Raw genomic sequence first — 15575 nt, forward strand, 5'->3', positions numbered from 1 at the left:
TAAGCTATTCAAACCAAGCAGAATATAATTCAGGACAAACCGCTGTCGCGACCGCGCTCTATTCGCTTTGCTCACCGAGCCAGCAAGCCGTCTCGGCCCATGCGGGTAACGATCGCTTTTGCAATCATGCCATTTTTTCGTGCGATGACACAAAAACACGTCTGGCACGTTTATGCAGTATGGCGCGTTCAATTAAATCTTCGCAAACCGTTTTCGACCCAATGCCGGAACGCATAGAGCCGTGTCTGGCGCTGTTGGTTCCACGCCCGCCAAAAGGGCCAGATTGGGGTTTTGAGGTCAAATGGGATGGCTATCGTCTTGCGATCCACGTTGAGCCGAACCGCCTGCGTGTCCTGACCCGTGGGGGTCATGACTGGACGCCCCGATTCAACCACATCGCGCAAGCCGCTCTGGATCTCGGCCACGCTTCAATGATCCTTGATGGTGAGGCTGTTGTACTTGATGATAGCGGGCGGTCTGATTTCGGAGCCTTGCAACGGGCGCTTGGTGGCCGTGGCGGCAAGCGCTTTGCCGCTGAATCCCTCTTTTACGTCTTCGATCTTCTCTATCTGGACGGGCGCGATCTGACAGGCATGCCCTTGCGCGAGCGGCGCGCAAAGCTCGCCAGTCTGCTTAGCGCAAGACCCTCGCCGGTCATCCGCTTTTCCGAGACAATGGAAGCCGATGGAGAGGCATTTTTCAAAATCGCATGCGCACATGATCTGGAGGGCATTATCGCCAAAAGGCTTGATAGCCCTTACAGACCGGGGAGACATGGCGAATGGCAGAAAATCAAATGCATCCAGAGCGACAGCTTCGTCATTGTCGGCTTTGAGCCGTCCACGACGATGCGCGGCGCAATTTCCCGGCTTTTGCTTGGAGCGCGCAAAGGCAAAAGCCTTGTTTATGTCGGTGGCGTCGGAACCGGTTTCAGCCATAAAATGGCCCGCGACCTGAAAATGCGCCTGGAAGCTATTCCGGTCACAAAACCGCCCGTTGCACTCAAACGCAAAAATGCGGTGTTCGCCCGGCCCGAATACATCGCTGAAATCGAATATCGGGCTTGGACAGACGATGGCAAGTTGCGCCACGCTTCGTTCAAGGGGCTTCGCGAGGCTGCCGACAATGCCGATATTTTCGAGATAAAGGGGGACACGTGACGATAGCGCCTATGCCAATCCACCGACAAAACCGCTCATTTCATCGAGCCGCACTTTCGCCAGACGTACCCGGCCCTTGCAGCCCCGTGCACGGCATGTCGATTGTGCTTCCACCTCGTCAATATAACGCTGGCTTGCTTCGGCATCGGTGCATAGGATCTCACGCGTCAGATAATGCACATGCCCGCAAATGCGGCATCGTGCTTCAAGCTTGTCCGTATCGCTCAAGTCGCTTGCGCGCAGTTGTTGTTTCCATCCCATAATGTCACCAAAAATCTTCCGCTGAAGGAATACGGGTAAAGCTGATCTTTCCTCCTGCATGACCGCCTTTCGGCGGTCGCCATTCGCCAACGCTCACCACCGTACCGGCATAGCGCGTGTTCAGACGATCTATCGCCATCGATGCGGATTCCCATCGACGCCGTTGACGATCATCATTGTTCAGCAAGTCCAACTGGCGTTCGCTGGCGTCGGAAAGATCGTAAAGCGTTACACCAACCCGGAAGATTGTCAGCCCACGCGGATAGGTCTTTGCGACCTCGGCCCAAAGTTCCGCCAGCGCTGACAATATGGCTTGGTCGTCATTGACGACCGGCAATTGCCGCTTGCCCATCCAAGACCCGTCCCGGATCGATAGCCAAAGCCAAAGACCCGACGCATAGAAATTTTCACGGCGCATCCGCCGCGCCGCTTTTGTCAAAAGCAGGCGAGTGATTTCCGATGCGCCGCTTATCGTCCGGCTGTCTGGTGGAAGAACGCGGCCATGACCGAACATGCCCCGCTTGGACGCGGGAGCCTGAATATCGTAGCCATGCAGCGCATACCACATGCGCTCGCCGGTTACGTTGCCCCACAGCTTGCGCATGTGTTTTGGCTGAATTGCGTAAAGCTGTTCAGTCGTGAAAATGCCAGCCCGATAAAGCCGCTTTGCCATATTGCCGCCGACGCCGGGAATATCTTCCATATTCACGGCCATCAGTGGCGCGGGCATCGCTTCGGGACGCCAGATCGCCACGCCATTGCCATAGCCGCCCGCGTAGCTACGCTTGCTTGCCTTGCAGGCCATCTTGGCAAGCTGGCGGTTGGCTGCAAATCCCATGCTGCATGTGATCCATGGCCCTACCAGCTCGAAGATTGCATCCTTGACATTGCGGGCCAGCCCTTCGGGGTCTGCGCGGGCATTTTCATCAAGCCGACACGTCAGCTCGTCGATGGATTTTGCCGTATCAATGGGAATGACGGCTTCTATTTCCGACAACAAGGCATTATGCGCCCGTCGATAAAGGTCAGGCTTTTGCGGCACCAGAACTATGTCCGGACACAGCCGCCTTGCTTCATCGACCGGCATCACATTCTTGACGCCACGTATCTTTGCCTCACGCGAACAAGCGATAATTGACGTGCGCGTTGTCCCTTCAAACGGCACAACGCCAACCGGACGACCACGCAGCCGCTTGTCTGCCAGCATTTCAACGGAAGCGAAAAAACCGTCGAAATCCATATAGACCCGCTCAATGGTCTCTGGCTTGCGCATTGTTGCTCCGTTTACAAGGACGAACGAACCCACTCCGGCGCACATAGCGCGCAGGAATACATTCCATTTCTGTGAAGATGTTCCTATTATGTTCTCATGCGTGCCGGTGTCAACTGGCAAGCCGAAATGTGGATAAAATAGTCAAATGGGCCCCGTCTCCGTTTGACCAGGCGCAGCGTTGCTTTGCGCTTGGTCAAACGTAACCGAGCGTGTCTTCCTTTAATGAAAAGGCTTCTAATCGTTGGCGGAACTGTCCGGCGCAAACAGAACCGGGCCGCTGTTGCGCGAAAAGCCCGCTGGCTGGCTGTTATAGTAATAGCTCAGCGTGAGCGCCGCAGATTGCAAAGCCGCTTCGATCCCTTCGCGGTTCGCAAGCTCGATCAGTGCATTCCTGAAAGCATCTGCAAGTTCGGAGTTATCCATGCGCAAAGTGTACTCATCCTCGCCGCAAATGCCAAATTCCCGTTACCAGACTGGTTAACTCCGCCAGATTGGACGGGATGCGGAAATCAGCGGTCAACCCGGCACCTTGCGCGGGAACAAAGCAACAGGAGCGTTGACGATATCAGCCCCAAACCTTCGCACGAGCCGTTTTCCTTGCGGTTGAGCCGGTAGCGCAGCCTCGTTTTTCTCCAAAGAGATCAAGGCCGGCTACAATCCCTTCGAACGCAAAATCTGGACCGCCGCGCGCGTGTCGCAAGGCCACGGTTATGCGGTTACGCAACGTCAATTTTCCCCGGCCAGACGGCCTTCCTCGCGCCCGCTTACGCTCCAAAATTGACTTAACCGAACCTTGCGCCCCGCGCTTTTACGGCAGTCTTACCGATTTGCACGAAGGGAATTGGCCCTCGATCAAGGAGAAAGAACATGGCTACCATCGGTTACGTCACCCGCAAGGAAAACGGCTCTTACGAAGGCCATCTGCGCACTCTTACACTCAACGCACCCGTCACCTTTGTTCCGATCGAACGCACGAGCGAAAAAGCCCCTGATTTCCGCATCCTGTCCAACCGCTCGGAAGTTGGAGCCGCATGGATCAAGAAAGGGCAGCAGAGCGGAAGCGAATACGTCTCCGTCACCATCGACACCCCCGAACTGCCGCATCGCATCATCGCCAATCTCGGGCAAGCCGCAGGCCAGGACGACCCGGACGTGTTCGCCATCATCTGGAACCGCCCATAAGCGCCAGTTAGCAAAAAAGCCCGCCAGAACGGCGGGCTTTTCGCTATCTACAGCGCAAGTGCAAGCGGTTTGACCTGTTATTTTTCCGTCCATCGCATGGCATTGTAAACCGTCATGCGCGAGATACCGTAATGGCTGGCAACACGGTCAACGCTGACACCTAGTCGAACCATCCGTCTCAAAAGATCATAGCTGACCTTCTGGTCATGACGTTTGTTCCGGTTGATACGACCGGCCTTCTCCGCTTCTTCCCGCTTGATACGCTGTGCGTGCAAGCCCTTATTTGCAAGGCCGTTGTTCTTGGCAGTGGAGCGGTGAACCAGCTCCAAATCTAAAGCCTGCATCAGCGTATGTTCGGGCAAAGCCCATTTTGCCTTGTACGCTTGAGGTGTCAGTCCATGTGCAGCATTGATATGACGGGTCAATGTGCGCAAATGTCTACCGCATTCTAGACATACGATCTTCTCATTGCTCATAGCCGCATTTTAGATAAGGAAGCCAGATTATCAATCTGGCTGGTTTTTCCTTTTCTTTTGCCCCTATCGCCAGTGCAATTTTCCGTCAATGGACAAGCGCAAAGCGTTGCAGCCGGAACAAAAACGGCTTTCAGGCTGCGCCCGAACCTTCCGTTTTTCTTCCGTCTGCAATCCTTGACTGAAAATCACACTGTCTGGGGGCGGTCTGCGCCCGCCCCCTCTGCCGCGGTTAATGCACAAGGCATTACCCGACAAAGGGCGCGGCTTCGCCCACTGGCAAAAGGAACCTTCGATATGGCAAAACTGACCAGAGCGCAGCGCAAGGCACATGCGGAGGCAGAACGCATTTTGTCGAAAGATCGTCTCACCGAAGATGAGCGCGAGTTTGTTTTCAACAACTGGCATGAAGGCGCTGACTTCAACAATGCTCATGCAGGTGCCTTTTTCACGCCCTACGATATGGCCGCTGATTTTGCCATCGATGCAGGACAAGGCCGCGTCATCGATCTTTGCGCGGGCATTGGCGTTTTGTCCTACTTCACGATTGCCCGCAGCCGTTGGGCAACCGAACCCGCCTCGGTGACTTGTATCGAACGCAACCCGCGATATGTCGAAATCGGGAAAAAACTCGTACCGGATGCCCATTGGATTTGCGCCGATGTTTTCGACTGGCGCGAATGGTGGCACGATGATCTAGGCGGAAAGACTTTTGATTGGGCCATAGGAAACCCGCCTTTTGGCCGCGTTCGTCGCACGGAAAACGGCCCCCGTTATCACGGCCCCGATTTTGAATTTCACGTGATCGATATAGCATCGCAAATGGCCGACTACGGAACCTTTATCATTCCGCAGCAATCGGCAAGCTTCCAGTATTCCGGACGCCCCTATTACGAACGCCGCACAAATGGCCGTGGCGTCGAGTTCGAGAAACTGACCGGCCTTGTCATGGAATCCGGCGCTGGCGTTGATACGTCGATTTTCAAAAATGAATGGAAAGATACAAGTATCATCTGCGAAATCGCCTGTTTCGAGTTTGCAGAAGCGCGAGAACACCGCGAAAGGGAAATCCAGCGTATCGCCGCAAATCACGTCACCGCCCCCGCCCGCCCCGCCGAACAACTGGCGTTTTTCTAGGAGGTACGGCCATGAACGAATTTGGCAACAATCGCCGGTCAAGCGTTGAAGTTTACGACACAGATTCCGGGCTTGGCGGCTCTTTTACCGTTGAGATTGTCGAGGACGTTGACGCGGATCGCGTCAAAGTCCGGGTCTGGTATGGTCGGGCAACCCCGTCAGGTTGGGAACGCTGGCACGAATGGGACGGATATCGCTTTATTGTGCGCCGTGATGCGCTCCGAAACAAAAGACAAATGGCGCTGTCAAAACCGGCATAAACTGCCATCGACAGCAGGAAAGCAGCAATTCAGGGAAACAACGATTATGAAAACATGTGTGATAGAGCCATCCTACGGCAAAGACGAGTACGGCAATCGTATCGTGGAACACTACACAGCATGGGACACTACCTATGCAACCAGTAGCGAAGATGATGTCATAGAGCAATACACGTCTAATTCGAAAATGAATCTCATGATCCATGACCTTCGGTCACAAGGCTACACTGTTGAGACGTGGCAGGAGCTAAAAGAGAAAATTGAAGTTGCTGGAAAAGTACTACTGGACAGAATTGATGATGCTCGCTCTGATCAGGCCACGCTTGAATTAGCCAAAATCGATGCAGCGCAGCTTGTAAAATCAAGATGGGGCGGAAAGTTTTCGCCTCCGCAGCTTGCCGAATTTATCCGGAAGGAGACATTTTCATGAACAAGATTGTCATATCCGGTGCATTGATTGCTTTCATCGCGCTATCAGGATGCGCCGCAGACCGAACCCAGACGGCGCAGCCGCATAAGACTGAAAAGGTCTGCGATTCCAAGAATGCCGCTATCACGGAGAAAGGCGTTATTGTCTGCAAGAATGCGATAACGCTTTAGCCCGGAACATTTTATCAAGCCACCATCACTTTGCATCAGGACCTAAGTCAACAAGTGCGGAATGTCCGCACTTTTTCATTGACCAACGTGCGGAATTTCGGTATATATAATTTATGCAAACAGTCATCGAAACCCCGGCTTATCTGGCATCTGCCAAGGATGAAAACGTCTCGGATCAGGAGCTAAAAGACATTGTTTCGTTCATCGCGGCAAACCCGGATGCAGGCGATATTATGCCGGGAACCGGCGGCGCTAGGAAATTGAGATTTGGCGGAAAAGGTAAAGGCAAAAGCGGCGGCTATAGAATTATTACCTTTTATGCCGACGAAAACATGCCGGTGTTCTTGCTGGATATTTACAGCAAGGACACGCAAGCGAACCTATCACAAGCAGAACGGAACGAACTCCGCAAACTGCTGACAGCGTTGCCCGGCGAGTGGCGCAAGCACTCGGCAGCGAGGCAAATCAAGAGCAGGAGACATTGATATGAGCAAAGCAGGTTCACGCATCTTGCAGGGTGCAAAGGAAGCATTGGCATTTGCGAAGGGGGAAGCCGATGCGGCGGATTTTGTGGTTCATATCCCGCCATCGGTTGATGTGAAGTCTATTCGCCGCAAGACCGGCCTTTCGCAAAGGGAGTTTGCGGCCCGATATGGTTTCTCATTTGGTCGGGTACGGGATTGGGAACAAGGCCGATCTAACATCGATGGACCGTCAAGATTGTTGCTTACCATCATCGATAAAGAACCCGAAGCGGTCGAACGCGCATTATCCGCAGCCTGATCATAAAGGTGGTGAAGGGATAAGGCATGACCTTTGGAAAAGAGCTTATCCAGAGTGCAAATGAAGCGCTGGCAATCGCACAAAGGCGAGCAGAACCCGCAGCCGTTTTCGTCCCTGAAAGCATTGACGTTGCGGCGATCCGTAAACGCTTGAAACTATCGCAGGCCGAATTTGCAAAGCGGTACGGCCTGCCCGCTGGCACAATCAAGGATTGGGAGCAAAAACGGCGGCAACCAGATCGCGCCGCAATGCTGTTCTTGAAGGTAATTGAACAAGCTCCCGATATGGTGGCGCGAGCTATCCGCGCATAATCGGGCTATGGCCTAAACCCCAAACCGTCCGGCGCCCGCATCGAGCGGGCACCGAACGGTACGAGGAACCCCCCGGTCCCCGGTTCCTCGCGCTCCTCCCCCCGGAATGGTGGATGCCCCGCAAGCGGCTCATCCAGTTAGCCTGTTTAGGTTTTGTCGGCGTCAACGGTCGTTTGCTGATCCAGCTCCACTCCAGCGAGAGTGTGACGGAAACCGAACTTCGTTCGGTCGAGATTTGCCGGTTGATAAACTGGCGAGGCGTCCGTGGCCTGTACCTCCGTGTTTTCATGGTGCTTGTCCTCTTTTCCTGAAAGTGGCCATGCGCAATCTAATCGCTTCGCACGATACGGCATCCGCGGCCTTATACGCGCAACCCCTTCGGGGTTCTCCACTCCGCTACGCTACGTTTCGACCGCAAGCGGTGCGCGCGTCCGCTACTGCCGTATTCGAGCTACGCGATTGCGCACAACCACTTTCAGGAGGACAAGCACCATGAAAACACTCATCGCATTTTGCCAGAAGACCGGACGCCGCTAGCGCCAGTTTATCAACCGGCAAATCTCGAAACTGACCCGTGCGGGCCAGTTTAAATTTTCCGTCACACTCTCGCTTCCGTTCATCGCGAAAGTCGAGATCAGCTATCAAACGAGCGTCAGCAAAGCCGACAAAACCTAAACAGGCAAACCGGAAGATCGCAGCCGAAAGGCTGCGATCTTCCGCCATTCCCCCCGACCCTGACCGCGAACCAATTTGGCTGCGAGACTAAAGACGAGACAGAAATAACACGGCCATAGTCGCGCCTGGCGCTATGCACCAGCCGCGAAAATGGAATGCCAAAGCATACAAGCCTGATACCGCCCCCCTGCCATCGAAAAGACGATCAGTGAAGGGGCAAGCGCGGCGAGCCGCTTGTCGCGTCAAAAAAAACGGCTTTCAAGCTTACGCCCGAACCTTCCGTTTTGTTTTGCCCCGACCCCTTCACAGACCGCCTTTTGGCCGGGGATCGGGCTGCGCCCTCCCCCCTATGACCGGGAAAAGCTGTTGCTTCCCCGATCAAAGGGAAGAGGTCTCGCCCAATGGGGCGATTAATGGAGCGCAGAAAATGGAAGACGCTGAAAAGGCAAATTACGCAATCCGTCTTATCGAAGGTCGGCACCTGACAGCCAGCAACAAATGCCATATCTCGGCTCTTCTAGAGCGCGGTTGGTGGAGCGGCCACAGCAGGCATATTCAGTATGAAATTGCTCGCCTGACAGATGACACGTATCGCGTCATCATCACGCAACGCGAGCGAGACGACATGAAACGGGTGCAAACCCGCACCATGCATGTAACCATTCTCGCAACCCCCCGGATGATAATAAGACGCCGTTAGGCGTCTTTCCAATCTCCGGAACGAACCGATTAATCGCCCGATTTCATATCTGCTTTCTGGCGACTTTTAACGCCATGGATATAGGCGGCAATTTCTTCATCGGTCGCGAACTTGCCGTCAACCTTGAATGTCGTCGTCCATTCAGCCGGTATTGCCGGATCGCGTGCCTTATCAGTGAATGAGGCTTCAAGCGGTACGACGACCTTATATAAATGCTCGCCCACACCAGATACCAAGCATCTAACGCCGTGCTTATCGGTTCCGAGCAGGGTGCTAAATTCAGTAGAGCGAAACGGCGCTTCTTCCACGCGGTTATCGACCCATTGCAAACCGCCCATAGTTCCAAGAGGTTTGCGCTTCCATTCAAGATAACTGGTTTTTCCGAAATAGCGTTCTAACGTCAGCGCCGTTTCGCCATGGTTTACTTGCACAATTATCGTCGTGCCCACGCTCGCCATGAGCGTCTTTAGCGCGTCCTGACCATATTTCTCTGATACCTGAGCGGCATCTTGCAACCCAAGAACAACGCAAATACCCTTGGACCGGCCAACGGTAACAAAGGTCTGAAACTGGTTGATGTGCGGGAGTTGCGCCCATTCATCCATGAAGAACCATATGCGCCGCAAATCGTCATCGTTTAGCGATTTGCTGTCAGTAACGGTATTGATCGCAATCGCGTAAATAGAGGAAATCCAAGCGTCTGACAGCGCGGAAAACTGACCATCATGCTTGATAATGACGGTTCCGAATTTAACTTCGTCCTTCAACCATTCGCGGATCGAGAACAGTTTCTTTCCCTCATAAGACGGCCATGCGGTCGCCAGCATATCCAGCATTCCCATATGCGCTTCAAGTGTGGATCGCGTGGACATGACCTGTTTGAAATCAGCTTCAAGGAAGAGATTTGTACCACGGCTGTACTTTAATGCCGTCGCCAGAAGTGTTTCATTGTCCTTTCTGGTCTCGTCCAGAAGGTCAGCCCATGTCCATTTACCCGGATTGGTCGCCATTAGTTTAATGATGCAAACCGCCAGCACTGCCCGCGCACTGTCAGAGAAAAATCGATTGGCCGCTTGAGGTACAAGACGATTGGCAAGCTCAATTGCTTCCTGTGAAACAACCAAATCCCTTGCAATATCCCAGACTGCCGAACGGTCATCAGTGGGACTTAGAATTGTCGGTTCATAACCCATGGCACCGACAATATTGGGTGGAACGATTTTGGTGTAATCGCCCTTTTGATCGAAGATAATAACTTTGTCATTCCGCTCAACAGCAGCATGAATCATGCGCGACATGATTATGGTTTTACCGCCACCGGGAGCGCCAATGATATTGAAGTGGCGCGTTTCACGCGGCAAAGACACGTGCCAGCCGTCAAACATATGGATGCCTGATACCGCAGGATACTTGCTAGTTTTCTGTTCGTATCTGGCAGCGTCGAGAAGATCCGGCAAACGGCCAACGGTCAAGCCGCTGAGAATGTCTATCGGTTTCACACGCATATAATGAAACCATATTACAAAGCCCCCGAGCAACAGAAGCGCCACCAGTGGCGATGCAATTGTTATCTGGTAACTTAGCATTTTAGCTGGCGCAAATCCTCCATGAGAGGCGATCAGATCGACACAGCGAGAAGGATAGAGATGCAAGTAGCAGGTCAGGCTTTCACGAAACGAAAGCCTTGAACTGCTCATAGGCCAATCACGTAAAAGGTAGCCGAAGACAAAGGCCAGTACCGAAAGCACCGCCAAAGTGATGCCGATAAATGTATATGCCGACCAAGACGGACGCGGTTCCTTTTCAATCATTCTTGAACGCCTCTTTGCCAATCGCGGTCATTTCGTGGACATATGCGCTATCGTCTTGCTGCCTTGCTGCCGTGATCAGAACACCGAGAAGAAACGCCTTATCGGCATTTCTTAGCCCGGCTTTAACGGCAAGCCCGCCCAACTGGATTTTCTCATGCGCATCCTTAGCGCGGTCAGATTTTTTCAGCATTGCAAGCTTACCTTTCAGATTACGCAGTCGGTTTCTAAGCCGACCGAGATCACTTATCGGCGCTGTCGCGAAATCGTTTTGCCAATTCCTGAAACGCTTTCTTGAGTTCAGCGGTTGGAACATCAAGCAACCCGCATTCTATTGCCAGTTCGCCAATCTTTTGCGCTTGAGCCGCTGTTGCCTCTTGAAGCTGCGCTTGGAGAGCGGCAATTTCAGCTTCAATCTGTGAGACCGATTTTGTGCCTTTAGGACGCGCCATGAAATGTGTTCCTTTCCATTTCTAAGATATTAGAAGTTACGTTTAATCTTGTAATGGCTATCTCTTTTCGACGCAAGAAACATGCGCAAGAATGCAGAAAAAGGCGCTGATAACCGGAGACAGCCCGCGCAACCTAAATAGCGCCGTAGGGCTGGCGGAGGTAGATAATAGAAATCGTTCGATGCGATTTGTATTATGAGAAAGGGCTTACCCTGCTCATAATGGTATCAGGAAATGGCACTGATACCGAAGCTATTCCGCGCAACTCAAATAGCGCTGTAGGAATAGCGTAGGTCGAATAATAAGACGCTCGATGCGTCTGATTATTCCCACACTATGCGATTGGCGTAAGTGAGTCACGTTAGTTCGGCTCTGGTCCGTGTGTCATTTATTGCAGATAAGACCTCGCGCAGCGCGGACGATATTGTTAAATCGGATGAAGCCTTATTCAAATGAATTTCAACTCAATAGCGAATATCCGGCTGCTATTAACACGGTAAGATCTAGGTGTGTATCGTTCGATAACCCCGGCGGAAGACATTACACCATGAAGCGCGAAAGCCCTGCTCATAGCTAATCCGCCGATGGGGGTTCGACATTTGTTGTTAATACCGATGATTGATCCACAGCACCAGTCCCGGAGAACCGAGAGCGAAGCGAACGAAAGTTCTCTAAGGGCGCACTTAGAAGTTTTTATCAAAACTTCTTTATGGTAGTGCTTACGCCATGGCGATTTATCATCTGAGTGTAAAGGAGTTCAGTGTAGCGCGGGGGCAAAGTGCCGTCGCGGCTGTCGCCTATCGCCGTGCCGCGAACCTGATCAATGAATCCACCGGCCAATATCACTCCTATAGCAACAAGCCTGCCGTCATCCATTCTGAGATTGCTATTCCCGATGGATCGCCAAAATGGGTCAGGGAGCTATTGGAGTTGCCGGGCAATCAGTCTTCGCAAAAATTCTGGTCGCAGGTCGAGCATCATAATACTCGTATCAATTCGCGGTTAGCCAATGAAATAGTGCTTGCCTTGCCCATCGAACTGACCAGTGACCAGAACATTGATCTTGTTCGACAGTTTGTTTCGGACAAACTGACTTCACGCGGTTTGGTGGCTGACTGGTCTTATCATGCCGTCCCGGAAAATCCGCATGTCCATATAATGGTTCAGACGAGGCCGCTTGCTGAGAACGGTTTTGGACCGGTCATGAAGCCAGTTCTTGATAACGAAGGGAATATCAGTCGGGACAAGAACGGCAAGCTTCAGTATTCCCTTTTCGGTATAAGCAAGCTCGATCTTCCGGGCATTCGTGAGGCATGGGCCAATGTTCAAAACCATCATTTAGCCATGCACGGTCATGATGTACGTGTTGACCATCGTTCCTACGAAGAGCAAGGAATAGCACTTGTACCTACTACCCATATTGGTGTCGGTGCCAATGCAATAGCTGCCAATGGTGGTCAATCAGATCGCATCGAGCGCAACAACGAAGTCCAGTCGATCAATCGTCAAGCTGTACTGGATAATCCGGAAATTATTCTCGATAAAATTACGGCTCAGAAATCCGTCTTCAATGATCGGGACATAGCGCGGGAGGTGTTTAAGTACACGGATAACCGGGCAGATTATCAAAGCGTCATACTTCGCATTGGCGCATCAGATAATCTAATCGCACTCGCCGCCCCTGTTTATGATCCTGTTTCGGATAAAGAGATTACGCCTGCTACTTATACCACGCGGGCCGTCTTTGAAAACGAATACAGCATTCTTGAGAACGCCGAGAAGCTTCACGGGCAAGACACGTTCTATGTTCCTGAAAAGCGCGTTCAGGCTTCAATTAATTCGTTTGAAAAAGACAAGGGCTTTTCTCTTTCGGACGAACAGAAGGCGGTTATTCGGTACGTTACGCAAGCTCAAGGTATTGCAACGGTTGTTGGCTACGCGGGTGCTGGTAAGTCAACAGTAATGAATGTCGTGCGACAGGCATATGAAGCCAATGGAGCGCGGGTATTCGGCGCTGCCCTGGCTGGTGTTGCTGTTGACGGGCTTCGTGAATCCAGCGGGATCAATAGCCGGACAATTCGCTCATGGGAGGTGAATTGGGAAAGAGATAAGCGTAACCTTCAAGCCGGTGATGTATTCGTGCTGGACGAAGCTGGCATGGTTTCGTCGCAGCAAATGCGTACCATTGTTGAACATGTCGAAAAGGCCGGTGCCAAGCTTATTATCGTAGGCGATCATCGTCAGCTTCAACCAATCATGTCAGGTGCTGCATTCCGGGGTATTGCGGAGAATGTCGGTTATCGCGAACTTACGGGGATCATTCGTCAACGCAATCCGGAGCATGTTGCAGCTTCATTGCATTTGGCAAGAGGCGAAACGCGGCAGGCGCTTGAGCGTCATGAAGCGCTTGGTAATATTCAGATCAGCGCCAAGGGTGTTGATGCTCGAAAGCAGATTGTCCAAGAATGGGGGCAAAGCTGGAACGCGGGCAACGATGTAATTATCCTCACACATCGCAATGACGATGTGGAAGCGCTCAATCAATATGCGCGTTCGCTTTTGAAAGATGCAGGCGGTTTACAAGACGAGTTTTCTCTAACGACGAGCAAGGGAACCAAATCGTTTGCGATTGGCGACAAGATCATATTCCTTGAGGGTGATTATGAAACGGGTTTGAAAAACGGCTCGATCGGCTTCATCACCGAATTCAATCAGAAAACCCGTTCTCTTTCAGTTGAAGTCGATTATGGTAAAACGGTCAGTATCGATACGGCGCGCTATAATTCGTTCACGCATGGATATGCCCAGACCATTCATAAGTCGCAGGGCAAGACCGTTGACGATGCCTTTATTTATGCAACGAGTATGATGGACGCTCAGTTGAGCTATGTTGCCTTGACCCGTCATCGAGACAATGTTCGCCTGATCACCAGTCCGGATGCGTTCAAGGATCGTGCTGATTTTTTCAATCGGTTGTCCAATGATCGGCAGAAGGACGTTTCATTCCTTCATCGCCATACGCAGGACTATGCGGATGCATTGCGTGGCTTTATGGAGCGGCGCGATCTTGGTACGCCGTCAGACTGGAAAGCGGCAGTCGAGCGAACAGTCAATCATTGGAAAGGCAGACTTGAGCAAGTAACCGAGCGTTTGCGGTCTGTTCGTCAGCGTCTATTCCCGTCGCAAGAAATTCAGTCAACGCCCGAACAAAGGGCTCAATCTGTCAGGTCGCCGGTAAAGCCGTCGCCGGTTACATCGCCAGTACCGGCACAGACATTGCGCGTTTATCCCGTCATGCCGGACAACGTTCGCCAAGTCGTTGCCAGATTGCAGCACACGTTTGAACATGCCGAACGCATGGACACCGATAGATCACGCAAGGAAGTGATAAATACCAGCCAGAACGCGTTCGTCGATGGAAGTCACTCACGAGAGGTTCGAACATTTATGGCGGGCCTTAAAGACGTGATGGGACCGACTACGATCCTTGCGGCGGGACAAAAGTTTAATGCTGAGAAACTTGCCCCTGCGCTATCGCAGTTCTCCGCAGCGGATCAGCAAAAGATTGAAAGCGATTGGCCTGCCCTGCACAGTCTTGCCCGTGCAAGCTTTGCCGTTAATCAACTCGAAGTCGCCAAGCTTATGCATAGCGAAAGTAAGGATAATCGCATCGAGGCGGCTTATGAAAAATCTGTCTCTCTATGGAGAACCCCTGACAAGGAGTTGGTTCCAGCAATGCCGGTATTCAATGAAGATATTGCAAAGACTGTTTCGCGGATCGCGGCCAGCCACCCGGAAACTGTGAAAGCCGCGAATTACATGCAGAAAGATCTAGCGCAGTGTTACACAGACGCGGGGGCAATTGCGAAGCTGTTCATCAATGACGTTCGTAATGGCGTCAATGTTCATGACACGCTTGCGATGATGCAGAAGAATCCGGAGCAGATCGGAGACATGCACGGCAAGCGCAATTTCCTTGGACGACCGAATGAAGAGCGCGCCGCTGCAATCGCTGCTATTCCAGCAGCGGTAAGTGCCATGAGGCATTTCGCATCCCGCTATGAGAACGTCACGCAGGATGTTACCCAGAAGGAGACATTGTTCAGGCAGCAAATGCAGACCGGATTACCGGGACTGTCGCAGGGCGCTACCAATTTCATTGAGAAGTTCAATGACGTTGGTGCGAACAAGGAGCAGCTATTGAACAGTGACGAAGGCAAGCAGGCACGCCGGGAAATCGGAGAGTTCATGTCGGCCTTCACCGAACGATTTGGAAGGTTCGAGACAAGCCCAACCGAAAGCGAGCGGTTTAATCGAGTTGCCGCAACGATCGATCCGGCGATTGCCTCAGAGCTTGCAACACAGGTTAAGCATGTTAAATCTGCCGAACAGAGCATCGACCTCCATTCAAGCGCCTATAGCCTCGGGCAAAGCCAAAGTCTGTCTCAAAGTCGTGGGAATGAGATAGAAGTCTGATTTAGCCAGAAAATCCAGATTGTA

The 15575-nt window shown here is 52.3% G+C and carries 20 protein-coding genes; 12 read left to right on the plus strand and 8 right to left on the minus strand.

Going from position 1 to position 15575, the window contains the following annotated elements:
• Positions 1–179: 179 nt before the first annotated feature.
• Positions 180–1160 (plus strand): non-homologous end-joining DNA ligase, encoded by a 981-nt coding sequence (gene ligD, locus KWJ32_RS23380; RefSeq protein ID WP_139975401.1) that lies wholly within the window; start codon positions 180–182, stop codon positions 1158–1160.
• 9 nt (positions 1161–1169) lie between these two features.
• Here the strand turns inward: ligD and KWJ32_RS23385 are convergent, their stop codons facing one another.
• The 3 genes from KWJ32_RS23385 to KWJ32_RS23395 all read right to left on the minus strand — a co-directional run bounded on the left by KWJ32_RS23385 (position 1170) and on the right by KWJ32_RS23395 (position 3117).
• On the minus strand, positions 1170–1421 hold the full coding sequence (locus KWJ32_RS23385) for a hypothetical protein (RefSeq protein ID WP_109989690.1): 252 nt from the start codon (positions 1419–1421) through the stop codon (positions 1170–1172).
• A gap of 4 nt (positions 1422–1425) precedes the next feature.
• On the minus strand, positions 1426–2694 hold the full coding sequence (locus KWJ32_RS23390) for a type VI secretion protein ImpB (protein ID WP_256886305.1): 1269 nt from the start codon (positions 2692–2694) through the stop codon (positions 1426–1428).
• Positions 2695–2928: 234 nt separating this feature from the next.
• Positions 2929–3117, minus strand: a complete 189-nt coding sequence (locus KWJ32_RS23395; protein WP_256886306.1) for a hypothetical protein — start codon at positions 3115–3117, stop codon at positions 2929–2931.
• 444 nt (positions 3118–3561) lie between these two features.
• Between KWJ32_RS23395 and KWJ32_RS23400 the strand changes: the two genes are divergently transcribed.
• A complete protein-coding gene (locus KWJ32_RS23400) occupies positions 3562–3876 on the plus strand; it encodes a DUF736 domain-containing protein (protein WP_038595044.1) in 315 nt (104 codons plus the stop codon).
• A gap of 77 nt (positions 3877–3953) precedes the next feature.
• Here KWJ32_RS23400 and KWJ32_RS23405 read toward each other — a convergent pair whose 3' ends face one another.
• Positions 3954–4352, minus strand: coding sequence for a MucR family transcriptional regulator (locus KWJ32_RS23405; RefSeq protein WP_171380672.1), 399 nt, complete (start codon positions 4350–4352; stop codon positions 3954–3956).
• Positions 4353–4646: 294 nt separating this feature from the next.
• On the opposite strand from KWJ32_RS23405, the gene KWJ32_RS23410 reads away from it, so the two are divergent.
• The 8 genes from KWJ32_RS23410 (at position 4647) to KWJ32_RS23445 (ending at position 7751) form a co-directional block, all read left to right on the plus strand.
• Entirely contained in the window at positions 4647–5486 is an 840-nt protein-coding gene (locus tag KWJ32_RS23410; protein ID WP_256886307.1) for a methyltransferase, read from the plus strand.
• Positions 5487–5497: 11 nt separating this feature from the next.
• Complete coding sequence (locus KWJ32_RS23415) at positions 5498–5746, plus strand: hypothetical protein (protein ID WP_256886308.1); 249 nt, start codon at positions 5498–5500, stop codon at positions 5744–5746.
• 46 nt (positions 5747–5792) lie between these two features.
• Positions 5793–6176, plus strand: a complete 384-nt coding sequence (locus KWJ32_RS23420; protein ID WP_256886309.1) for a hypothetical protein — start codon at positions 5793–5795, stop codon at positions 6174–6176.
• Positions 6173–6346 (plus strand): hypothetical protein, encoded by a 174-nt coding sequence (locus KWJ32_RS23425; RefSeq protein ID WP_182512192.1) that lies wholly within the window; start codon positions 6173–6175, stop codon positions 6344–6346. Before KWJ32_RS23420 ends, KWJ32_RS23425 begins: the two co-directional genes overlap by 4 nt.
• Before the next feature lie 113 nt (positions 6347–6459).
• Positions 6460–6831 (plus strand): type II toxin-antitoxin system RelE/ParE family toxin, encoded by a 372-nt coding sequence (locus KWJ32_RS23430; protein WP_256886310.1) that lies wholly within the window; start codon positions 6460–6462, stop codon positions 6829–6831.
• Between the two features lies 1 nt (position 6832).
• The gene (locus tag KWJ32_RS23435; RefSeq protein ID WP_038595055.1) at positions 6833–7129 is read left to right on the plus strand and encodes a helix-turn-helix domain-containing protein; all 297 of its coding nucleotides are present in this window, start codon (positions 6833–6835) and stop codon (positions 7127–7129) included.
• Between the two features lie 26 nt (positions 7130–7155).
• Positions 7156–7440, plus strand: coding sequence for a NadS family protein (gene nadS / locus KWJ32_RS23440; RefSeq protein WP_038595057.1), 285 nt, complete (start codon positions 7156–7158; stop codon positions 7438–7440).
• Positions 7441–7553: 113 nt separating this feature from the next.
• Complete coding sequence (locus KWJ32_RS23445) at positions 7554–7751, plus strand: hypothetical protein (RefSeq protein WP_256886311.1); 198 nt, start codon at positions 7554–7556, stop codon at positions 7749–7751.
• Positions 7752–7836: 85 nt separating this feature from the next.
• Here KWJ32_RS23445 and KWJ32_RS23450 read toward each other — a convergent pair whose 3' ends face one another.
• Positions 7837–8163 (minus strand): hypothetical protein, encoded by a 327-nt coding sequence (locus KWJ32_RS23450; protein ID WP_256886312.1) that lies wholly within the window; start codon positions 8161–8163, stop codon positions 7837–7839.
• Between the two features lie 379 nt (positions 8164–8542).
• On the opposite strand from KWJ32_RS23450, the gene KWJ32_RS23455 reads away from it, so the two are divergent.
• Positions 8543–8815, plus strand: coding sequence for a hypothetical protein (locus KWJ32_RS23455; protein WP_256886313.1), 273 nt, complete (start codon positions 8543–8545; stop codon positions 8813–8815).
• 29 nt (positions 8816–8844) lie between these two features.
• On the opposite strand, the gene KWJ32_RS23460 is transcribed toward KWJ32_RS23455, so the two are convergent.
• The 3 genes from KWJ32_RS23460 to KWJ32_RS23470 are packed head-to-tail and all read right to left on the minus strand — an operon-like array spanning position 8845 to position 11075.
• On the minus strand, positions 8845–10626 hold the full coding sequence (locus KWJ32_RS23460; RefSeq protein WP_256886314.1) for a type IV secretion system DNA-binding domain-containing protein: 1782 nt from the start codon (positions 10624–10626) through the stop codon (positions 8845–8847).
• Positions 10619–10816, minus strand: coding sequence for a conjugal transfer protein TraD (gene traD / locus KWJ32_RS23465; RefSeq protein ID WP_109989678.1), 198 nt, complete (start codon positions 10814–10816; stop codon positions 10619–10621). Before traD ends, KWJ32_RS23460 begins: the two co-directional genes overlap by 8 nt.
• A 49-nt stretch (positions 10817–10865) precedes the next feature.
• Positions 10866–11075 carry a TraC family protein gene (locus KWJ32_RS23470; RefSeq protein WP_038595237.1) on the minus strand — a complete coding sequence of 70 codons (210 nt, stop codon included), beginning with the start codon at positions 11073–11075 and terminating at the stop codon, positions 10866–10868.
• A gap of 726 nt (positions 11076–11801) precedes the next feature.
• On the opposite strand from KWJ32_RS23470, the gene traA reads away from it, so the two are divergent.
• Positions 11802–15551 carry a Ti-type conjugative transfer relaxase TraA gene (traA, locus tag KWJ32_RS23475; protein WP_256886315.1) on the plus strand — a complete coding sequence of 1250 codons (3750 nt, stop codon included), beginning with the start codon at positions 11802–11804 and terminating at the stop codon, positions 15549–15551.
• The last annotated feature ends 24 nt before the right edge of the window (positions 15552–15575 follow it).

The organism is Ochrobactrum sp. BTU2, from assembly GCF_024539785.1.
GTDB classification, from domain to species: Bacteria; Pseudomonadota; Alphaproteobacteria; order Rhizobiales; family Rhizobiaceae; genus Brucella; species Brucella anthropi.